Origin of the sequence: Streptomyces sp. NBC_00986, from assembly GCF_045162565.1 — a bacterium.
Classification (GTDB): domain Bacteria; phylum Actinomycetota; class Actinomycetes; order Streptomycetales; family Streptomycetaceae; genus Streptomyces.
Window position 1 is genome coordinate 7033370 of sequence record NZ_CP108733.1, and the last position, 20993, is coordinate 7054362.

The window sequence follows — 20993 nt, forward strand, 5'->3', positions numbered from 1 at the left end:
CTTCTGGGGGCGGAGTTTCCCGAACGCATGAGCTGCAACGGATACGTTGCGGTTCTCTTTTGCCAGAAACGTACGAGCAAGCACGTGTACACCAGGGGTGGGGTCTTTCATGTCCGAGCATCGGCAGTCGAAGAAGCGCAGATACATCGCCTGGGGCGTCGCCGGTGCCGCCGTCGTCGCCGGCGGCGGTATCGCCGCGACGAACTCGATGGCCGCCACCACCTGGCCCGCGCAGAAGACCTACACCGGCCGCGCCTTCGACACCTGCGCCGCGCCCTCCCTCGCCGCGATGAAGGCCTGGCACACCGACGGCGCCTACGGTGCCGCCGCCGTCTACATCGGCGGCAAGAACCGCGGCTGCAGCCAGCCCAACCTCACCGCGTCCTGGGTCAAGTCCCTCAGCACGGTCGGCTGGAAGTTCATCCCGCTCTACGTCGGCTCGCAGCCGTCCTGCGGTTCCGGCGGCTCGGTGAAGATCAGCGCCTCCACGGCCGCGGCGGTCGGCAAGTCCGAGGCGGACGACGCGGTCGCCAAGTCCGCCGCGCTCGGCTTCAAGGCCGGCAGCCCGGTCTACCTGGACATGGAGTCGTACGACATCACGAACACGGCCTGCAACAACGCCGTGTTGACGTACGTCCGCGCCTTCGACAAGGAACTGCACGCCAAGATCTACCGCAGTGGCCTCTACGGCTTCTCCAGCTCCAGCGCCAAGGCGATCGCGACCGCGACCAACAAGACGGACCTGCCGGGCAACCTCTGGTACGCGCTGTGGGACAAGACGTACACGACGACCTCGGACTGGCCGTGGGGTTCCACCCAGTTCACCAGCCACAGCCGCGCCCACCAGTACATGGTCAACAGCAAGGAGACCCGCGGCGGTTACACGATCACCGTGGACCGCGACACGTGGGACGCGCCGGTCGCCATCACCGGCTGAGGACGGGGAAGCCCGAAGAGGCTGACTACGGGGAGCCCGCGGAGCCCACGCGTGCGTGCCGGTGCCCGAAGTCCTGGTGAATCGTTGGTCGAATGGGTTGGCCACAGGCGACCCACTGCCTACCATCGATCACCGCAAGACTTTGTGCACCGTCGCACAATCTCCAACGGGAGGCTCCCTTGCACCGCCGCCGTCGCACCGCGCTCGTCCTCACCGCCGTGATCGCCGCCGCGGCCCCCGCCCTGACCGCCTGCGGGAACGAGGCGCATCCGGGCGCCGCGGCCGTCGTGGGCGGGCAACGCATCACCGTCGCGCAGCTGCAGAGCAGGGTCAACGAGGTGCGCACGGCCCAGCGGTCGTCCGTACAGAACGAGGCACAGTACGAGCGCGCCATCGCCACCACCGGCGGCCTCACCCGCGAGACGCTCTACGGCATGGTCTTCGACCAGGTCGTCCACCGCGCCGCACAGGACGCCGGAGTCACCGTCACCCGCAAGGACATCCAGGACATGCGGACCGCCCTCGCCCAGCAGGCGGGCGGCTCCAAGGCCCTGGAGGCGACCTGGCTCGCCCAGTACGGCGTCCCCCCGCAGCGCCTCGACGAGAACCTCCGCCTCCAGGTGGAGGGCCGCAAACTCGCCGCGAAACTCGGCACCGACACCACCCAGCCCGCCTTCTGGAAGGCCCTCTCCACCGCCTCCAAGGAACTCCACGTCGACCTCAACCCGCGCTACGGCACGTGGGACGTGGCCAAGAGCAGCCGGGTGGACGCGAAGACGCCGTGGGTGCGGGAAGTCACTGCGACGCAGACCCAGCAGCCGGCGTAACGGTACGGCGGGGGCGCTGTCCGCAGAGCTCTCACCCGGCCTGTGGATAACTCCGGGGCTGTCGGCGGCGTGGGTTACGTTCGGTGGGTGAACGCAACCAGCCCCGCCCCCGAGGGCAGCCCGGCCTCCACCCCCGGCCGCATCGTCCTGCTCACCACCAGCCACCGCGTCGCCCCCGGCCTGCTGTCCTGGCCCGCCTGGCAGGCGCTGCGCGACGCCGACCGGGTGCTGTGCGCGGACGGCGCGCATCCGCAGCTGCCGTATCTCCGCGAGGCGGGGATACGGGTGGACGAGGCGTCCCCGACCGCCGAGGAACTGGTCGCGGCCTGCGCGGACGGCTCCACGGTGGTGATCGTGGCCACGGGAGAGGGCGAGCCGACCTTGACCGACGGCCTGGCCCGCCTGGCCGGCTCCGGCCGTGTCCAGATGCCGGACCTGGAACTGCTCCCCGCCTCCTACGACCTGCCCGGCGCCCGCCTCCTCGACCTCGTCCAGGTCATGGACCGCATCCGTGCCGAGTGCCCGTGGTCCTCCCAGCAGACCCACAAGGGCCTGGCGAAGTACGGCATCGAGGAGGCGTACGAACTCGTCGAGGCGATCGAGGAGGGCGACCGCGACGAACTGCGCGAGGAGCTCGGCGACGTCCTCCTCCAGGTCGTCTTCCACGCCCGCATCGCCGAGGAGGACCCCGACACCCCCTTCTCCATCGACGACGTGGCCGCCGGCATCGTCACCAAGCTGATCCACCGCCACCCGCACGTCTTCGGCGACGAGACGGCGTCAACTCCCGAAGAGGTCAAGGCGCACTGGCTCCGCACCAAGGCCGAGGAGAAGCGCCGCACCTCCATCACCGAGGGCATCCCCATGGGCCAGCCCGGCCTCGCCCTCGCGTCGAAGCTGGCATCACGCGTGCGCACGGCGGGACTTGAGGTGCCGTTGCCTACGGGGGACGACGGCATCGGGTACGACTTGCTGGCGCTGGCTGTGCGGGCGGAGGCGGCCGGGGTGGATCCGGAGGCCGCGTTGCGGGCGGCGGGGCGGGCTTACCGGGATGCGATCAAGGAGAAGGAGACCGGGGTTGGGAAGGGGACCGGGAGTGTGACCGAAGGCTGACTCGGCGGCCCTCCGACTCAGTACCTTTGACGGGGAGTCGTTGGAGTGTGCGCGGGGGCGAGTGTGGCGACGGACGTTGAGCGGCTGGCGGTGGACGGGGCGGGTCTCCTCGCGGAGGGGGCAGCCTCAACTGCGCTGTGGGTCCCGGTTCGTGACGGCTTCGCGGAGTGGTTCCGCCGCCATGCGTCGACCTACCGCTCCTTCGGCGACCTGGCCGAGCTCAGCCCGAACACTCCTGAGAGGCAGTGGTACCTCAAGCTCCTCCATGTGCTCGTGAACGCGCCCAGACCCGTCCTGGCCGCCGCTGAACTCGTCTCTCTCATCGATGAGTTGACCCCCTACTTCGCAGCCGGCCCGCACGAGCCGTACTCGTCCCAGGACCACCTCGACTTCCGGGGCAGCACCTTCAACGGGACAGTGGCGGCCGTCCAGCACAACCACTACGGCACCGGCACCCTCCATGACCCCGCAGGATGGTCCACCGTGGAGGCCGCCGACCCCATCGGCCTGGGCGTCCGCAGAACCCGTCGGCTGGACAAGGACCCCGAACTCCCGGCCTACGTAGGGCGGGACATCGACGAACGGCTCCGCGCCCTCGTGAGCGGTGGCGGTCTCGTCGTGGTGACCGGCGAACCTCTCTCGGGCAAGAGCCGTACCGCATGGGCCGCCGTACTCGGCGCACTGTCACCGAAGACCAGGGTCCACAGCCCCTCACCGGGTGCCGATCTGCGCGCGCTGCCCGGTGTGCTGCGGGACCGGGACGGTTCGTACGTCCTCTGGCTCGACGATTTGGACGGGCATTTCGGCGAACGAGGCCTCGATTCCGCCCTGTTGGCCCAGCTCGCCGAACTGCGGGTGCCGGTCGTGGCGACGATGAACGACGAGGCGTACGACGCGCGGCGCTTCGGCGGGGGACCTGCGGCTCGCGTGCTCGCCCGCGCCGAGCCGCTGGAGTTGACGTGCCGTTGGAGCGAGGCGGAGCTGACGAGGCTCGCCCGGGAGCGGGACCCGCGCCTCGCCGATGCCCGCGAGTGGCGCGGGAAGCGCGGTGTGACCGAGTACTTGGCGGTCGGCCCGGAGCTGTGGGACGAGTGGTGGCGGGCGCGGCGGGCGACGGCGCATCCGCGGGGGCATGTGGTGGTGCGGGTGGCGGCCGACCTGGCTCGGCTCGGAGTGGACAAGGGTGTGTCACCGGACGTTCTGGAGGAACTGAGCGCCCACTACGAGCTGTTCGAGGGACTCGACCCGGAACGCGAGTCACGGGCGGACGCCTTCGCCTGGGCGACCGAGGTTCGGCACGGTGTGACCGGGATGCTCGTCGAGGACGGTCCGCGAGGCGAGCTGCGCGCCTTCGGTTCGCTGGCGGCGGATGCGCGGCGGTCGTCGCAGACGCGGAAGGTTCCCTACGGCGTCTGGGAGGCGGTCAGAACACTCGCGCTCGACGAGGGCGAGGGGTCCGCGTTCCACCTGCGGTTCGCGAAGGCGGCAGCCGCGTACTTCATGCCCCATGCGGCGGCCGGCAGCCCGGAGGCACTGTTCCGTCTCGGCAGGTACGACCACGGTCTCGGCACGATCGATCAGGAGTACTGCTTTCGCAAGGCTGCGGACGAGGGCCACTTCCGGGCAGCCGCGGCACTGGCCGAACTCTTCGTGGCCCGCGGCGACACGGCCGGGGCCGAGCCCTACCTGGAGCAGGCAGCCGAGGCGGGCGACGCCGAGGCCGCCGCCACACTCGGCACCCTCCTCCGCGACCGTGCCGAAACCTGGCTGTGCCAAGCCGCCGAAGCCGGTGACCCCGCAGCCGCCCATGAACTCGGCGACATGCTGGTCGGCACCGGCCGAGAGGACGAGGCGCTGCGCTGGTACCGCAAGGCTGCGGCGGCCGGTCGTCGCGAGGTGGCCGCGAGTCTCGGCACGCTCCTCAGAAGCTGGCGGGATCCGGAGGCGGACAGCTGGCTGCGTTATGCGGCCGCATGGGGCGATGCGCGGGGCGCGGGCGAAATGGGTATTCAGCTCTCCTGGGTGCCCGGCGGGGACGAAGCGGAGATGGGGCGCTTCTTCCGGCAGGCAGCGGACGGCGGAGACGCGAACGCGGCACGCAACCTTGGCGTGCTGCTGGAGGAGTCGGGCCGCTTCGAGGAGGCGATGGCCAGGTATCACCAGGCCCTTCAAGGAGGCGTCGTCGACGCGGAGAAGTCCATCGGGCAACTGCTGTACCGGCAGGGCGAAACCGCTGAAGCCGAGGTGTGGCTCCGCAGAGCTGCCATCGCGAACCCCACGGGCCTCCCCGCTGCCCTCCCTCCGCCACCGCCACAGCCCGAGGCCGACCCGGCCCCCACCCCGGATACCGTCAAGGAGTGACCAACCAGCCCAGCCACCCCACCCCGCCGAACCCCGCGACTCCCACCCCCGAACTCTTCACCTGGGAATTCGCCACCGACCCCTACCCCACCTACGCCTGGCTCCGCGAGCACGCCCCCGTGCACAGGACGCGGCTCCCCAGCGGGGTGGAGGCATGGTTGGTCACCCGTTACGTCGACGCAAAGCACGCTCTCGCCGACCCCCGGCTCTCCAAGAACCCCGCGCACCACGACGAACCGGCGCACGCCAAGGGCAAGACCGGTATCCCGGGTGAGCGCAAGGCCGAGTTGATGACGCATCTGCTGAACATCGACCCGCCCGACCACACCCGCCTCCGACGACTGGTCAGCAAGGCGTTCACACCCCGGCGGGTGGCCGAATTCGCGCCCCGGGTGCAGGAGTTGACGAACGATCTGATCGACCGGTTCGCCGCCGACGGCTCCGCCGACCTCATCCACGACTTCGCCTTCCCGCTCCCCATCTACGCCATCTGCGACCTCCTCGGCGTCCCCCGCGAGGACCAGGACGACTTCCGGGACTGGGCGGGCATGATGATCCGGCACGGGGGTGGGCCGCGGGGCGGAGTCGCACGGTCCGTCAAGAAGATGCGCGCCTATCTCGCCGACCTCATCCACCGCAAGCGCGAGGCACTCTCCGACACTTCCGCCCCCACCCCCGGCGAAGACCTTCTCTCCGGCCTGATCCGCGCCTCCGACCACGGCGAGCACCTCACCGAGAACGAGGCCGCCGCCATGGCCTTCATCCTGCTGTTCGCCGGGTTCGAGACGACCGTCAACCTCATCGGCAACGGCACGTACGCCCTCCTCACCCACCCCGAGCAGCGTGCCCGCCTGGAGAAGTCCCTGGCCGCGGGGGAGAGCGACCTCCTCGAGACCGGCGTAGAGGAACTCCTGCGCTACGACGGCCCGGTGGAGCTCGCGACCTGGCGCTTCGCCACCCGCCCGCTCACCCTCGGCGGGCAGGACATCGCGGCCGGTGACCCCGTGCTGGTCGTGCTGGCAGCCGCGGACCGGGATCCGGAACGGTTCGCCGATCCCGATGTCCTCGATCTCGGGCGCCGTGACAATCAACACCTCGGCTACGGCCACGGCATCCACTACTGCCTCGGCGCCCCGCTCGCCCGCCTGGAGGGCCAGACCGCGCTGGCCACCCTCCTCACCCGCCTCCCCGACCTGCAACTCGCCGGAGATCCGGCCGACTTGCGCTGGCGCGGCGGCCTCATCATGCGCGGACTGCGCACCCTCCCCGTGGAGTTCACCCCGGAACGCCGTTGAACAGGCGGTCCGGGGCGCCGTTGAACAGGCAGTCCGGACCCCTAAACCCGAAAGTGACAGTTCTTCAACTCTGTGATCTTCACGTGATCTCCGTGGCATTAACTTGTGACAAGTGATCGACTGTGGATACGTTCACCTACCAGCGCGGCGCCCCGCACCACCCCTTGCCCCACCCGCCGCGCGGTCCCCCCGCTGTCACGCGAAAGGCCTCCGCATGCTCTCCGGGAACGGTCGTCACCGTCGCCCCCGCCAGGCTCCGGCTCTCCTCGTCGCGGCCGGGGTGACCGGCTCCGCCATCGCCATCCCCCTCCTCGGGGCCGCCGCCGCGAACGCCGCCGACGGCACCACCTGGGACAAGGTGGCCAACTGCGAGAGCGGCGGCTCCTGGAGCATGAACGACGGCAACGGCTACTACGGCGGCCTGCAGATGACCCAGGACGAATGGGACAAGTACGGCGGCCCCGACTATGCGCCCAGCGCCGACCTGGCCAGCCGCTCCCAGCAGATAGCCGTCGCCGAGAAGATCCTCGCCGACAAGGGCACCTCCGCCTGGACCACCTGCGCGCTGCTCTCCGGGCTCACCACCACCTCGGGTTCGACGGACGTCGACACCGGCCTCGCGAGTGACTCCCCGTCGGCCACCCCGGCCGACTCCTCCGACTCCGGCTCCGGTTCCGACTCCGACTCCGGCTCCGGTTCCGACTCCGACTCCGGTTCATCCGACTCGTCCGCTTCCTCCGGCTTGTCCGACTCCGGCACCACGGACTCGACTTCGTCCGACGCGTCCGGCGGCGACTCGTCGACCGACAGTCCCTCACCGACCGCGACGGACAACTCCAGCAAGTCCGACAAGTCCACCACTCCCGCGGCCGGCAACGACTCGGCCGCCGCCTCCCCGAAAATCGACGAAACGGACAACTCGGCCCAGGCGGTGGGCAAGTGGAGCCTCGTCGACACGGGCGCGCTCGGCGATTCCGACGACCAGCAGGGCGAGCAGCAGGGCACTCGGCAGAGTGCCGGCAAGCATCGCGGCGCCAGTGCCGAGGAAAGCGTGTCGCCGCAGACCTACACCGTCCGCGCCGGCGACTCCCTCGCGTCCATCGCCGACTCCCTTGGCTACGACGGCGGATGGCGCGCGCTCTACGCCGAGAACAAAAAGGTGATAGGCGCCGATCCGACCCAGATCGCCGCCGGTCAGACCTTGGACGTCGGTACGGAAGTGGACGAAAAGTAGCAAGAGGGCAGCGGGAGTTCACGTCACGCTTCGCTCGGGAATGTCCGGTTTGATCAAAGTGTGGGATGAGTCTCAGAAGGCCTGATCGTCTTTGGAATTCCGTGGATTCCGTGTCTACGGTCAAGGCCGCTCGTCACCACGAGCGTCCGGTTGCCGCAACGCCGAGTCCTGCCAGCGGCCTCCGGGAACAGTCGTCGCGTAAAGCGCCGTAGGCAGGAGCGGGGGACCCAAGGTAAGCGCCGGGCCCGGGAGTTGAGAGACGACCGGAACCGGCTTGGGGTGAAGTCGCGCACCGAGAGGTGTGCGGCCGGGCAACTCACACGGCCCGAACCCGACAGCTCACCTCGCAGGCGTCGGTGAGGGGATTGGGATTTTCCATGCTGTTTTCCAGCAAGGGCAAGCACCGTCGTCCGTCCAAGGCCACCCGCGTCGCCACGCTCGCCGGCGTCACCGGTGTCGCGATAGCCGCCCCGCTCATGGCGACGGGCAGCGCCTCCGCCGCCACCGCGTCCGAGTGGGACACGGTCGCCAGCTGCGAGTCCGGCGGCAACTGGTCCATCAACACCGGTAACGGCTACTACGGCGGTCTGCAGTTCTCCGCCTCGACGTGGGCCGCGTACGGCGGCACCGCCTACGCCTCCACCGCGAACCAGGCCTCCAAGTCCCAGCAGATCGCCGTGGCGGAGAAGGTTCTCGCCGCCCAGGGCAAGGGCGCCTGGCCCAACTGCGGCACCGGCCTGTCGGGCGCCTCCTACTCCGGCGGCAGCTCCTCCAGCTCCAGCGGCAACAGCTCCTCCTCGAGCAGCGGCTCCACCAGCGACCGCTCCACGAGCGACACCACCGCCTCCCGCTCCGCCGAGCGCCCGGCCGCCAAGAAGACCGTCACCACCCCGACCGGCAAGAAGGTCAAGAAGGGTGACGGCGAGTACAAGGTCGTCAAGGGCGACACCCTCAGCTCCATCGCCGAGAAGCACAAGGTGAAGGGCGGCTGGCAGCAGCTGTTCAAGCTGAACAAGGACATCATCGACGACGCCGACTTCATCTTCCCGGGCCAGCAGCTCCACCTGAAGTGACCTACGCGGCTCGTAGCTGAACCACAGCGCCCTCACATCCGTGGTGTCCATGATGGAGACCCCGTGAGGGCCACCCCCGTCCCCCACGGGCTCCCCGCTCCGGTGCGTGTTCCCCCGTACGCACCGGGGCGGGGCTTTTTTGCGTCCCCGCCCGTGTTCCCGCACTTTTGCCGAACTCTTTGTTCCGTTCGGAAACAATTTACTCTCGGTTCTGTCCATCAGGCGGCCGACCGGATGGCCAATCGCCCCGAGCCGGTTAGGCTCGTCTCGCAGAGCCGCTGCGGTGTTGCCGTAGCCGCGTCAGATCCCAAGAAGGAGATGCTCGTGCCGTCCATCGACGTCGTCGTAGCCCGGGAAATCCTGGACTCCCGAGGCAACCCCACGGTCGAGGTCGAGGTCGGCCTCGACGACGGCAGCACGGGTCGTGCCGCCGTTCCGTCCGGCGCCTCCACGGGTGCCTTCGAGGCCATCGAGCTGCGTGACGGTGACCCCAACCGCTACGGCGGCAAGGGCGTCGAGAAGGCCGTCCTCGCCGTCATCGAGCAGATCGGCCCGGAGCTCGTCGGCTACGACGCCACCGAGCAGCGCCTGATCGACCAGGCGATGTTCGACCTGGACGCCACCGACAACAAGGGCTCGCTCGGCGCCAACGCCATCCTCGGCGTCTCCCTCGCCGTCGCGCACGCCGCGTCCGAGGCCAGCGACCTCCCCCTCTTCCGCTACCTCGGCGGCCCGAACGCGCACCTGCTGCCCGTTCCGATGATGAACATCCTGAACGGCGGCTCGCACGCCGACTCGAACGTGGACATCCAGGAGTTCATGATCGCCCCGATCGGCGCGGAGTCCTTCTCCGAGGCGCTGCGCTGGGGCGCCGAGGTCTACCACACCCTCAAGAAGGTGCTGAAGACCAAGGGCCTGTCCACCGGCCTCGGCGACGAGGGCGGCTTCGCCCCGAACCTGGAGTCCAACCGCGCCGCCCTCGACCTCATCATCGAGGCCATCAAGCAGGCCGGTTACATCCCCGGCGAGCAGATCGGGCTCGCGCTCGACGTCGCCGCGTCCGAGTTCTACAAGGACGGCAAGTACGAGTTCGAGGGCAAGTCCCGCTCGGCCGCCGAGATGACCGAGTACTACGAGGAGCTCGTCTCCGCGTACCCGCTCGTCTCCATCGAGGACCCGCTGTACGAGGACGACTGGGCCGGCTGGAAGGTCATCACCGACCGCATCGGCGACAAGGTCCAGATCGTCGGCGACGACCTCTTCGTCACCAACCCGGAGCGCCTCGCCCGCGGCATCGAGGAGGGCACCGCCAACGCCCTGCTCGTCAAGGTGAACCAGATCGGCTCGCTGACCGAGACCCTGGACGCCGTCGAGATGGCCCAGCGCAACGGCTTCAAGTGCATGATGTCCCACCGCTCCGGCGAGACCGAGGACACCACCATCGCCGACCTCGCCGTCGCGGTGAACTGCGGCCAGATCAAGACCGGCGCCCCGGCCCGCTCGGACCGCGTCGCCAAGTACAACCAGCTGCTCCGCATCGAGGAGATCCTCGACGACGCGGCCGAGTACGCGGGCCGCAGCGCCTTCCCGCGCTTCAAGGGCTGACCCCCAGCGATCCACCGGGTCAATCCTTAGCCAGTCGTACGTACGTCCCCGCACCCGGTCCCGTACCGTGTGCGGGGACGTACGCACGTGTGAAGGGGAGGCGGGACATGGCCGTGAAGGACCGGGACCGGTTCTCCACCGCGACCAGGCTCAAGCTGCTCGGCGAGCAGACGGCGGCCCGTGTCTACCGCTCCCAGACCAAGCGGCAGGCCCGCCGCTCCCGGCTCACCGGCCGGGCGGCCCTCCTCGCCCTGGTGCTGTGCTCGCTGATCGTGGCGCTCGCCTACCCGATAAGGCAGTACGTCTCCCAGCGCGCCGAGATCTCCGATCTCCAGCGGCAGCAGGAGCAGGCGCGGCAGCGCGTCGAGCAGCTCCGCGACCTCAAGGCGCGCTGGCAGGACGACTCGTACGCGGAGCAGCAGATCCGGCAGCGGCTGCACTATGTGATGCCCGGGGAGACCGGCTACATCGTGATCGACCCGGACGCGGCCAAGCAGTCGCGCGCGGAACTGGGGGCGGCCGACCGTCCCTGGTACGCGAACGTCTGGGACGGCGTCGACAAGTCCGACGCCTCCGACCAGTGAGAACCACCAGCGAGCCAGTGAGAACCACCGGCGAGAACTGACCCATAGAAAGACGTCCTGAAGACAGTCATGGAAACGCCCCCGCCGCCCACCCCGCGCACCGAGCCCACCGACGCCGACGTCGAGGCCTTCAAGCAGCAGCTCGGGCGTCCGCCGCGCGGGCTGCGCGCGATCGCACACCGTTGCCCGTGCGGACAGCCGGACGTGGTGGAGACGGCGCCCCGCCTCCCCGACGGCACCCCCTTCCCGACGACGTACTACCTGACGTGCCCGCGCGCCGCCTCGGCGATCGGCACGCTGGAGGCGAACGGCGTCATGAAGGAGATGACGGCCCGCCTGGAGACGGACCCGGAACTCGCCGCCGCGTACCGCGCCGCCCACGAGGACTACATCGCGCGCCGTGACGCCATCGAGGTCCTGGAGGGCTTCCCGAGCGCGGGCGGCATGCCGGACCGCGTGAAGTGCCTGCACGTCCTGGTGGGCCACTCCCTGGCCGCGGGCCCGGGCGTCAACCCGCTGGGCGACGAGGCGATCGCGATGCTGCCGGAGTGGTGGGCGAAGGGGCCGTGCGTGAGCGTGCCAGGGGTGCCGCCGACCGGCGAGGGCTGGCAGACGGAGACGAACGAGGACGGGACGGGCTACTTCGCCTACAAGCCCGTCGAGAAGCCCGCTGAGCCCGCCGAGACGAAGGAGGACGACCAGTGACCCGTGTCGCCGCCGTCGACTGCGGTACGAACTCGATCCGCCTCCTCGTCGCCGACGTGAACCCTGCGACGGGTCAACTCGTCGACCTGGACCGGCGGATGACGATCGTCCGGCTCGGCCAGGGCGTGGACAAGACCGGCCGCCTCGCCCCCGAGGCGCTGGAGCGCACCTTCGCGGCCTGCCGCGACTACGCGGCGATCATCAAGGAACTCGGCGCCGAACGCGTCCGCTTCGTCGCCACGTCGGCCTCCCGAGACGCCTCGAACCGCGACGACTTCGTCCGCGGGGTCCTGGACATCCTCGGCGTCGAGCCGGAGGTCATCTCCGGCGACGAGGAGGCGGAACTCTCCTTCACGGGCGCGACAGCGGAACTGACCGGCCGGGACGACCTGGCCCTCGCCAAGCCCTACCTGGTCGTGGACATCGGCGGCGGCTCGACCGAGTTCGTGATCGGCGACGACACCGTCCGCGCCGCCCGCTCCGTGAACATCGGCTGCGTCCGCATGACCGAGCGCCACCTGGTCCGCGACGGCAAGGTCACCGACCCGCCCACCCCGGACCAGATCACGGCGATGCGCGCCGACATCGAGGCCGCCCTCGACCTCGCCGAACAGACGGTCTCCCTCCGCGAGGCCCGCACCCTGGTGGGCCTGGCCGGCTCGGTCACCACGGTCTCGGCGATCGCCCAGAACCTCCCCGAGTACGACACGGAGGCCATCCACCACTCCCGCGTCTCCTACGACCGCGTCCGCGAGATCACGGAGTCCCTCCTCCGCTCCACCCACGCCGAACGAGCCGCCATCCCCTCCATGCACCCCGGCCGCGTCGACGTCATCGGCGCGGGCGCCCTCGTACTCCTCTCGATCATGGAGCGGGTCGGGGCGAGCGAGGTCGTGGTGAGCGAACACGACATCCTGGACGGCATCGCGTTCAAGGTCGCGGAAGAGGCCGGGGGCGCCGACTAGGGCTACGACGATGAGGAGGGCGGTGCCTTCGTCTCCACCTGGGACGAGCGGCCCGAGTCGCGTGAGACTCTCGCCCGACTCCGTTAGTTCCGCCGGGCTTTCGGGTGCCGGCGCGACCGGGTCGGCCCTCGGCCCGGCGGCCACACCGTCCCCGTCCAGGCCCCGCCGGTCATGCGGTGCCGGTGCTAGTGCCGGACCCGGACCACCAGCTTCCCCGTGGCCCGGTCGTGCTCCATGTCCTCGTGGGCCTGCGGTACTTGCTCCAGGCCGTCGTACACCCGGTCGACAGGGAAGGCGAGTTGACCGGCGGTGACCGCGTCGAGGATCTCCTGGAAGACCGCCGGGGGCAGGTCGGACGCGTCGCCGAAGTAGCCCGCCAGGCGAACTCCCCTCGGCAGGTACTCGTTCGGGGAGAAGTCCCGCACCGTCCACTGGTTGGAGAGGCTGCCGCCGAAGCAGGCCGTGCCGTGGACGCGTACCGCGCGCAGGGTGTCCGGGAGGGTCGGGGTGCCGACGAGGTCGAGGGCCGCGTCGACGCCGGCCGGGTACAACTCCCGTACGGCGGCCGCGACTTCGCCGGTGTCGAGGAGGGGGTGGTCGACGCCGTGTTCCTTCAGCGCGGCGAGTCGGTCGGGGCGGCGGGTGGTGGACAGCACCGTGGCGCCACGCCAGCGGGCCAGCGCGGCGGCGGCCAGGCCCACCGAGGAGGTACCGCCCCGGATCAGCACGGACTGCCCGGGCCGCAGATCCAGCCCGACGGTGAGCGAGCCGTAGGCCGTCTGCACCATCTCCGGCAGCGCGCCCAGCACCTCCCAGGGCAGCTCGGTCTCGACGGGGATCACCTGCGCCAGCGGCACCGACGTGTACTCCGCGTACCCGCCGTCGTAGGTCCGCCCCATGTCGCCCATCATCGCGACGACCTTCTGCCCCCGGACCAACCCGCTGCCGGCCGGGGCCGCGTCGACCGTGCCGGTGGCCTCGATGCCCGGCACCCGGGGGAAGCTGACGCCCTCGCTCACCCCCAGCCGCAGCTTCAGCTCCGACCGGTTGAGCCCGAACGCCTCGACCCGGATCCGCACCCACCCGTCCCGCTCGGGCGGCAGCGGGAGCGTGGTCAGCCGGAGGTTCTCCACGGGGCCGGGTGCGGAGAGCCGGACGGCGCGCATGGTGCTCGGCGAGGACGTCATGGGGCTGCCAACGTGCGGCCGGGGCGGCTTCATTCCCGACTCGCCCTGTATTTACGGCCGTTGGTGTCCGTGTGGGTCAGAAGTCCGCCACCAGGAGCCGGTAGCCGACGTCGACGGTGTCGAGCGCGAGCAGATCGGCGTACCGGTCGTGCCAGCGGCCCGTCCTGAGGTCGTCGGCGAGCGCCGTCAGGCCGGGCGCGAGGGCGTCCTCGCCGGTCTGGGCGAGCATCGAGATGCCGGCACGCACCTGGGGGTCGAGGTAGGCGTGCGGGCGGCGCCAGTAGGCCGCGCCGAACCCGTCCGTGCAGTCGTGCGGGACCGGGACGGTCTCCACCCGCGCCCCGCCGAGCAGCGCGGCCGGCCGTTCGGGCGGGACGGCGCGGGTGTCGTCGTAGGCGGCGGCCTGGGGGAGGTAGTCGCGCACGAGCCAGAACCGTTCGCGGAAGACCCGCTGGTCCCAGGTCAGGACGACGACGCGGCGGCGCGCGACCCGGCGGAGTTCGGCGAGACCGGCCGCGAGGTCGGTCCAGTGGTGGACGGTCAGCACCGCCATGACGGCGTCGGCCGCGTTGTCGCGCAGTGGAAGGCGTTCCGCGACCGCGCACACGGCGGGTGCGGAACCGGGCGGGCGCTGGGCGAGCATGGTCCGGCTGGGTTCTACGGCGAGAAGCGTGTGCGGTGGCTCGTAGGAGCCGGTGCCCGCGCCCACGTTGATCACGTCCGTGGCGTCCCCGAGCGCGGTGTGGATCCGCGCGGCGATGCGGGTGTCGGGGCGCCGGGTCCTGGCGTACGTCGTGCCGAGCGTGTCGTAGACCGCCATGCTTCTCAGTATGGCGAGAAGCGGCTGAACCGGACCCTCGCGACCCCGAATTATTACTGGCCGGTATTAAACTCCTGAGCAGCCCATATAACGTATGAGCGGTTGCAGGGGCGCTCGCCGACCCCCTTCGGAACGCGTCCGTAAGAAAGTTCGTGAAGTTCTTCACAAGGAATTCTGTCCTGTTGGACGACGAGACTGCCCCGGTTGGCCCTTCCGGGGTCTCGGCGGGCCTGGGAGCGTGTTCCGCGGGGTGGTGCGGGAGTGATTCGGGGGAGTTTCGGGAGGGTGTCGTGGAGGTGTGGTCCAGGAGGGCCGAAGGGGTAGAGCGGCAGCTCACGCGGCCTTGACAACGGGGCGAACCGCACCGTGGTTCCCAGCCCGCGGAGTGACCTGGATCATGCGAGTCGCGGAGGATAACACACCCCCCACCGATGCTTGTGAAGGGGCGCACGAGCGACCCCCCTGGGGCAGGTGGATACTCGATGCCATGAGCACCACGGAGCGTCCCAGGATCCTCGTAGTAGGCGGTGGGTACGTAGGCCTGTACGCAGCTCGGCGCATTCTCAAGAAGATGCGCTACGGCGAGGCGACCGTCACGGTCGTCGACCCCCGGTCGTACATGACCTACCAGCCCTTCCTCCCCGAAGCCGCCGCCGGCAGCATCTCCCCTCGGCACGTCGTCGTCCCGTTGCGACGCGTCCTGCCGAAGGCGGAGGTCCTCACCGGCCGGGTCACCACCATCGACCAGGACCGCAAGGTCGCCACGATCGCCCCCCTCGTGGGCGAGGCGTACGAGCTGCCTTTCGACTACCTCGTCATCGCGATGGGCGCGGTCTCCCGCACCTTCCCGATCCCCGGCCTCGCCGAACAGGGCATCGGCATGAAGGGCATCGAGGAGTCCATCGGCCTGCGCAACCACGTCCTCGAGCAGCTCGACAAGGCCGACTCCACCACCGACGAGGAGATCCGCCGCAAGGCGCTCACCTTCGTCTTCGTCGGCGGCGGTTTCGCCGGTGCGGAGACCATCGGTGAGGTCGAGGACATGGCCCGGGACGCGGCCAAGTACTACACCAACGTCTCCCGCGAGGACATGCGCTTCGTCCTCGTCGACGCCGCCGACAAGATCCTCCCGGAGGTCGGCCCCAAGCTCGGCCTCTACGGCAAGGAGCACCTGGAGAGCCGCGGGATCGAGATCTACCTCTCGACCTCGATGGACTCCTGCGTCGACGGCCACGTCGTGCTGAAGAACGGCCTCGAGGTCGACTCCAACACGATCGTGTGGACGGCCGGCGTCAAGCCGAACCCCGTTCTCTCCCGCTTCGGCCTCCCGCTCGGCCCGCGCGGCCACGTCGACGCCCAGCCGACCCTCCAGGTCACCGGCACCGACTACGTCTGGGCCGCCGGCGACAACGCCCAGGTGCCCGACATCGCCAGCCGCAAGGCCGGCGTCGAGAACGCCTGGTGCCCGCCGAACGCCCAGCACGCGCTGCGCCAGGCGAAGGTTCTCGGCGACAACGTGATCTCCGGTATGCGGGGCTTCCCGCAGAAGGAGTACTCGCACGCCAACAAGGGTGCGGTCGCCGGTCTCGGCCTGCACAAGGGCGTCGCGATGATCGTCATGGGCAAGGTGAAGATCAAGGTCAAGGGCCGTCTCGCCTGGTACATGCACCGCGGCTACCACGGTCTGGCCATGCCGACCTGGAACCGCAAGATCCGCGTCTTCGCCGACTGGACGCTCGCGATGTTCCTCAAGCGCGAGGTCGTCTCGCTCGGCGCCATGGAGAACCCCCGCGAGGAGTTCTACGAGGCCGCCAAGCCGGCGCCGGCGCCCGCCGCGGCCGCGAAGACCGAGGAGAAGGCCAAGGCCTCCTGACCCCCTCCGGTCATCGCTGACCCGTAGTACCCGTAATACCTGTTACGCCCGAAGGGGCCGTCCGCCATCCGTGGTGCGGGCGGCCCCTTCGGCGTGCTGCACGTGTCACCTTCATGGCCGCTACATCTATTTTGCCTACTCGTAACGCTCAAGCAGGACTGCGATCGGGCCTGGCCGGTGTTTACGTAGTGATGGACAATTCCGGGATCCGCGTCACGGAGGTGTGCGCCATGGCTGATGCCGCGCTGCGGCTCAAATCCCTCTTCGAACAGCTACTGGGGACCCCTGTCCCGGTGCGCATCCGCGCCTGGGACGGTTCCGAGGCAGGGCCCCCCGATGCGCCGACCTTGGTCGTACGCAATCGCCGTGCCCTGCGCCGACTCCTGTGGAAGCCCGGCGAACTGGGCATGGCCCGCGCCTGGGTCTCCGGGGACCTGGGTGTCGAGGGCGACCTGTACGCCGCCCTCGACGCGATGTCCGAGCTGGTGTGGGAGCGCGGCGAGGACGCCCGCACCCTCGCCCAGGCCCTGCGAGACCCCGACGTCCGGTCCGCCGTACGCGGACTGGTGAAGCTCGCCGGACTCCCGCTGCCGCCCGCCCCGCCCCCGGAGGAGGTCCGCCGCAGCCGGGCCCACCTCCACACCAAACGCACCGACAAACGCGCCATCAGTCACCACTACGACGTCGGCAACGACTTCTACGAAATCGTCCTCGGCCCCTCGATGGTCTACTCGTGCGCCTACTGGGAGTCCCCGGACGGCACGTTGGAGGACGCGCAGCGCGACAAGCTCGAACTCATCTGCCGCAAGCTGGAGTTGACGCCGGGTCAGCGACTCCTCGACGTCGGCTGCGGCTGGGGTTCGATGGCGATCCACGCGGCCCGCGAGTACGGCGTGAGCGTGGTCGGCGTGACCCTCTCGCAGGAACAGGCGGCCTACGCCCGTAAGCGCGTCGCGGGCGAGGGACTCACCGACAAGGTGGAGATCCGGGTGCAGGACTACCGGGACGTCACCGACGGGCCATACGACGCCATCTCCTCCATCGGCATGGCCGAACACGTGGGCACCGAGCGCTACTTGGAGTACGCCAGGGACCTCTTCGCATTGCTCAGACCGGGCGGGCGGCTGCTGAACCACCAGATCGCCCGCCGCCCATGGCAGGACGAATCGGCGTACGACATCGACGAGTTCATCGACGCGTACGTCTTCCCCGACGGTGAACTCGCCCCGATCGGCACCACCGTGACCCAGTTGGAGCGCGCCGGGCTCGAGGTGCGCGACGTCGAGGTCATCCGCGAGCACTACGCGCTCACCCTGCGCCGCTGGGTCGCCAACCTGGAGGCCGAGTGGGCGCGTGCGGCCAAGCTGGCCGGGGCAGGGCGGGCCCGCGTCTGGCGCCTGTACATGGCGGCCTCCGCACTCGCCTTCGAGCGCAACCGCATCGGCGTCAACCAGGTCCTGGCCGTCCGCACCCCGGACGGCGGGAACTCCGGGATGCCGTTGCGCGCCCGTACCTGGAACTGAGCAACGTTTTTCCGAGAACAGCAAGGGGCCCCGTTCCGATCCGGAACGGGGCCCCTGCCTCTTGGCCGTCAACTCCTCTACGGCTACTCGGACTTGATGGCCGACAGCATGTTCAGCTTCGCCGCGCGCCGGGCCGGCCACAGCGCGGCCAGGACACCGACCGTGCCCGCGAGGAGGAGGAAGAGCGCCATCCGGGCCCAGGGGATGACCAGTTCGTAGGTCGCCATCTTCGTGCCGAGCAGTTCACCGGCCGCCCAGCCGAAGAACACGCCGAGACCGATGCCGAGCACCCCACCGAAGAGCGAGATGACCAGGGACTCCAGCCGGACCATCCGCTTGATGCCCTTGCGGTCGAGGCCGATCGCGCGCAGCATCCCGATCTCCTGCGAGCGCTCGAAGACCGACATGGCAAGGGTGTTGATGACCCCGAGCACCGCGACGATCACTGCCATGGCGAGCAGTCCGTAGACCATGTTGAGGATCAGGGTGAAGACCTGCGCGATGCTGTCGGACAGGTCCTTCTTGTCCTGGACCTTGACCGCCGGGTTGGAGCCGAGGGCCTTCTCCAGCTTGTCCTTCGTCGAACTCGACGCGCCGTCAGCGGTCTTGACGAGGATCTGCATGTCGGCCGGGTCGGTCTGGTGCGGGGCGAGCGTCGCGTTGTCGAGCATGATGCCGCGGATCAGCTCGTTGCCCTCGTAGACCGCGGAGACGGTGAGCTGCTGCGCCTTGCCGTCCTCGTAGTGCGTGGTGAAGGTCGAACCGGCCTTCCAGCCATAGGACTTGGCCGTGTCGTCGTCCACGACGACCTGCGTGCCCGCGACCTTGAAGGTGCCGCTGTCGACCTTGAGGTCGGTGAGCTTGCCGATGGCGGAGCCGTTGACGCCCGTCAGGAACTCGGTCTTGCCGTCGATGCGGGACGGGGCGTTGCGCAGCGGGCTGCTGGCGGTGATGCCGGAGGTGGTGGTGAGGGTCTTGTCGACGTCCGGGGACAGCGGGTTGCCGTTCGCCATCGAGACGATGTAGTCGGCGCTGATCGCGGACGAGGCCATCTTGTCGATCGCCTGCTGCAGGCTGCCCGCCACCACCGTCATGCCGGTGATGAGGGTGAGGCCGATCATCAGTGCGGAGGCGGTGGCGGCCGTACGGCGCGGGTTGCGCACCGAGTTCTGGCGGGCCAGCTTGCCGGAGATCCCGAAGATCCGCAGGACCGGTGCGGAGGCCGCGATCAGCGGGCGGGACAGCAGCGGGGTCAGGATGAACACACCGATGATGAGGAGTACGGCACCCACACCCATGGGCGCCTGGCCGTCCGAGCCGCTCATCGTGGTGGCGGCGATGACGACGGCGATGCCCGCGCCGGAGAACAGCGCGCCGAGCGTGTTGCGCAGGACGAGCGACTTGGTGGTGGCCGTCGCGTGCAGGCTGCTCATCGCGGCGACCGGCGGGATCTTCGCGGCGCGGCGGCCGGGCAGCCAGGCGGCGAGCATGGTGATGAGGACGCCGACCGCGAGGGCGCTGAGGACCGTGTTCGAGGTGATGACCAGCGGGCCGTCCGGGACGGTCGCGCCGATCGTGCCCATCAGGGCGCGCAGCCCGGCGCCGATGCCGATACCGGCGACCAGACCGGCCACCGCGGCGATCGCGCCGACCACGAACGCCTCAAGCAGCACCGACCGCGTGACCTGCCGGCGCGAGGCACCGACGGCGCGCAACAGGGCCAGTTCCTTGGTGCGTTGGGCGACCAGCATGGTGAAGGTGTTGGCGATGATGAACGTGCCGACGAAGAGCGCGATCCCGGCGAAGACCAGCAGCCCCGACTTCAGCCCGCTCATCGAGGAGGCGATCGCCTCGGCCTGGTCGTCGGCGAGCTTCTTGGCGGTGGTGGTCTCGGTGAGGCCCTTCGGCAGGGCGCTGTCCAGCTGCGCCTTGAGCGCGGCCTGGCTGGTCCCGGCCGTGGCCTTCACATCGATCTCGTCGTACGTCCCCGCCTTGCCGAACAGCTTCTGCGCGGTCGCCGTGTCGAAGAGGGCGAGGCTGCCGCCGGCGGCGACATTGCCGTCGTCGGTGGTGAAGATGCCGGTGATCTTCGGGGTCAGCACCGGGCCGTCGACCGAGATGCGCACGGTGTCGCCGACCTTGTACCCGGCACGCTTGGCGGTCTCGGCGTCGATCGCGACCTGGTCGCTGCCATGCGGTGCGGCACCGGAGGTGAGGGGATAACGGGCGTCCTTGCCACCCCAATAGTTCCCGCCCTCGGACCGGAAGCCGCCGCCGATGAGCTTGCCCTTCTTGTCGGCGATGGCGGTGAAGCCGTTGACGACCCCGGTCGCGGACGCGGCCCCCGGCACCTTGGCGCTGGTGTCGAGCATGGCCTGGGTCAGCTCGGGCGTCTTGCCGACCGTGTCGCCCGTGTCGTCCTGGGACTTGGCCTGGACGGCCACGTCGACCTGGTCGAAGCCCTTGGCCGAGCTGTTCTGGAAGGCGTTCGAGATGGTGTTGGTGAAGACCAGGGTCCCCGACACGAACGCGACGCCGAGCATCACGGCGAGCACGGTCATGAGGAGCCGGGCTTTGTGCGCGAGTACGTTGCGCAAGGCGGTACGGAACATGGGTTGTCTCAGTCCAGGTCTACGAGGGGCTGGCCGGGCGGTGGAGGTGGGTACCGGGGCGGTGAAGCCGGGGCCGGGCTTTGAAATCGCGGCCGGTGCAGTGGAGTTGGGCACTGGGGCTGCGAAGTCGGTTGCCGGGGCGGTGAGGTCGGGCGGCCCGGTGGTGAAGCCGGGGGCGGGGCGGCGGAGTTGAGGGCCGGGGCGACGAGGTCGGGGCCCCGGACAGCGGAGTCGAAGCCCCAGTGGTGAAGCCGGGGCCGGGGCTCTGACATCGCGGCC

Annotated in this window: 16 protein-coding genes and 1 riboswitch; of the genes, 13 read left to right on the plus strand and 3 right to left on the minus strand. The window is 69.8% G+C overall.

The window, feature by feature from the left end:
• Positions 1 to 109 precede the first annotated feature (109 nt).
• The 11 genes from OG504_RS31500 (at position 110) to OG504_RS31550 (ending at position 12699) form a co-directional block, all read left to right on the plus strand.
• Positions 110 to 937 carry a glycoside hydrolase domain-containing protein gene (locus tag OG504_RS31500; RefSeq protein WP_405992828.1) on the plus strand — a complete coding sequence of 276 codons (828 nt, stop codon included), beginning with the start codon at positions 110 to 112 and terminating at the stop codon, positions 935 to 937.
• A gap of 179 nt (positions 938 to 1116) precedes the next feature.
• The gene (locus tag OG504_RS31505) at positions 1117 to 1764 is read left to right on the plus strand and encodes a SurA N-terminal domain-containing protein (protein ID WP_405992829.1); all 648 of its coding nucleotides are present in this window, start codon (positions 1117 to 1119) and stop codon (positions 1762 to 1764) included.
• 87 nt (positions 1765 to 1851) lie between these two features.
• On the plus strand, positions 1852 to 2877 hold the full coding sequence (locus OG504_RS31510; RefSeq protein ID WP_405992830.1) for a nucleoside triphosphate pyrophosphohydrolase: 1026 nt from the start codon (positions 1852 to 1854) through the stop codon (positions 2875 to 2877).
• Positions 2878 to 2940: 63 nt separating this feature from the next.
• The gene (locus OG504_RS31515) at positions 2941 to 5238 is read left to right on the plus strand and encodes a sel1 repeat family protein (protein ID WP_405992831.1); all 2298 of its coding nucleotides are present in this window, start codon (positions 2941 to 2943) and stop codon (positions 5236 to 5238) included.
• On the plus strand, positions 5235 to 6533 hold the full coding sequence (locus OG504_RS31520) for a cytochrome P450 (protein ID WP_405992832.1): 1299 nt from the start codon (positions 5235 to 5237) through the stop codon (positions 6531 to 6533). Before OG504_RS31515 ends, OG504_RS31520 begins: the two co-directional genes overlap by 4 nt.
• Before the next feature lie 214 nt (positions 6534 to 6747).
• Positions 6748 to 7767 (plus strand): transglycosylase family protein, encoded by a 1020-nt coding sequence (locus OG504_RS31525; RefSeq protein WP_405992833.1) that lies wholly within the window; start codon positions 6748 to 6750, stop codon positions 7765 to 7767.
• Positions 7768 to 7961: 194 nt separating this feature from the next.
• Positions 7962 to 8135: riboswitch (cyclic di-AMP (ydaO/yuaA leader) on the plus strand.
• Positions 8136 to 8144: 9 nt separating this feature from the next.
• Positions 8145 to 8840 carry a transglycosylase family protein gene (locus OG504_RS31530; protein WP_405992834.1) on the plus strand — a complete coding sequence of 232 codons (696 nt, stop codon included), beginning with the start codon at positions 8145 to 8147 and terminating at the stop codon, positions 8838 to 8840.
• 318 nt (positions 8841 to 9158) lie between these two features.
• On the plus strand, positions 9159 to 10445 hold the full coding sequence (gene eno, locus OG504_RS31535) for a phosphopyruvate hydratase (RefSeq protein WP_033284339.1): 1287 nt from the start codon (positions 9159 to 9161) through the stop codon (positions 10443 to 10445).
• A gap of 107 nt (positions 10446 to 10552) precedes the next feature.
• Complete coding sequence (locus tag OG504_RS31540) at positions 10553 to 11029, plus strand: septum formation initiator family protein (RefSeq protein ID WP_019066681.1); 477 nt, start codon at positions 10553 to 10555, stop codon at positions 11027 to 11029.
• A 69-nt stretch (positions 11030 to 11098) separates the two neighbouring features.
• On the plus strand, positions 11099 to 11734 hold the full coding sequence (locus tag OG504_RS31545) for a DUF501 domain-containing protein (protein WP_405992835.1): 636 nt from the start codon (positions 11099 to 11101) through the stop codon (positions 11732 to 11734).
• Positions 11731 to 12699 carry an exopolyphosphatase gene (locus tag OG504_RS31550; protein ID WP_405992836.1) on the plus strand — a complete coding sequence of 323 codons (969 nt, stop codon included), beginning with the start codon at positions 11731 to 11733 and terminating at the stop codon, positions 12697 to 12699. Before OG504_RS31545 ends, OG504_RS31550 begins: the two co-directional genes overlap by 4 nt.
• Positions 12700 to 12884: 185 nt before the next feature.
• Here OG504_RS31550 and OG504_RS31555 read toward each other — a convergent pair whose 3' ends face one another.
• A complete protein-coding gene (locus OG504_RS31555) occupies positions 12885 to 13886 on the minus strand; it encodes a zinc-binding dehydrogenase (RefSeq protein ID WP_405992837.1) in 1002 nt (333 codons plus the stop codon).
• Between the two features lie 76 nt (positions 13887 to 13962).
• Positions 13963 to 14706: a methyltransferase domain-containing protein gene (locus tag OG504_RS31560; protein WP_405992838.1), complete on the minus strand. Its 744-nt coding sequence runs from the start codon at positions 14704 to 14706 to the stop codon at positions 13963 to 13965.
• 487 nt (positions 14707 to 15193) lie between these two features.
• Here OG504_RS31560 and OG504_RS31565 point away from each other — a divergent pair, with 487 nt between their 5' ends.
• A complete protein-coding gene (locus OG504_RS31565) occupies positions 15194 to 16579 on the plus strand; it encodes an NAD(P)/FAD-dependent oxidoreductase (RefSeq protein ID WP_405840779.1) in 1386 nt (461 codons plus the stop codon).
• Positions 16580 to 16809: 230 nt separating this feature from the next.
• Entirely contained in the window at positions 16810 to 18102 is a 1293-nt protein-coding gene (locus OG504_RS31570; protein ID WP_405992839.1) for a class I SAM-dependent methyltransferase, read from the plus strand.
• A gap of 83 nt (positions 18103 to 18185) precedes the next feature.
• Here the strand turns inward: OG504_RS31570 and OG504_RS31575 are convergent, their stop codons facing one another.
• Complete coding sequence (locus tag OG504_RS31575) at positions 18186 to 20714, minus strand: ABC transporter permease (RefSeq protein ID WP_405992840.1); 2529 nt, start codon at positions 20712 to 20714, stop codon at positions 18186 to 18188.
• Positions 20715 to 20993 lie beyond the last annotated feature (279 nt).

Coding starts and splice junctions, on each gene's coding strand:
- OG504_RS31555 (WP_405992837.1), bottom strand. CDS start 13,886: ATGACGTCCTCGCCGAGCACCATGCGCGCCGTCCGGCTCTCCGCACCC.
- OG504_RS31525 (WP_405992833.1), top strand. CDS start 6,748: ATGCTCTCCGGGAACGGTCGTCACCGTCGCCCCCGCCAGGCTCCGGCT.
- OG504_RS31565 (WP_405840779.1), top strand. CDS start 15,194: ATGAGCACCACGGAGCGTCCCAGGATCCTCGTAGTAGGCGGTGGGTAC.
- OG504_RS31500 (WP_405992828.1), top strand. CDS start 110: ATGTCCGAGCATCGGCAGTCGAAGAAGCGCAGATACATCGCCTGGGGC.
- OG504_RS31530 (WP_405992834.1), top strand. CDS start 8,145: ATGCTGTTTTCCAGCAAGGGCAAGCACCGTCGTCCGTCCAAGGCCACC.
- OG504_RS31540 (WP_019066681.1), top strand. CDS start 10,553: ATGGCCGTGAAGGACCGGGACCGGTTCTCCACCGCGACCAGGCTCAAG.
- OG504_RS31560 (WP_405992838.1), bottom strand. CDS start 14,706: ATGGCGGTCTACGACACGCTCGGCACGACGTACGCCAGGACCCGGCGC.
- OG504_RS31570 (WP_405992839.1), top strand. CDS start 16,810: ATGGCTGATGCCGCGCTGCGGCTCAAATCCCTCTTCGAACAGCTACTG.
- eno (WP_033284339.1), top strand. CDS start 9,159: ATGCTCGTGCCGTCCATCGACGTCGTCGTAGCCCGGGAAATCCTGGAC.
- OG504_RS31575 (WP_405992840.1), bottom strand. CDS start 20,714: ATGTTCCGTACCGCCTTGCGCAACGTACTCGCGCACAAAGCCCGGCTC.
- OG504_RS31545 (WP_405992835.1), top strand. CDS start 11,099: ATGGAAACGCCCCCGCCGCCCACCCCGCGCACCGAGCCCACCGACGCC.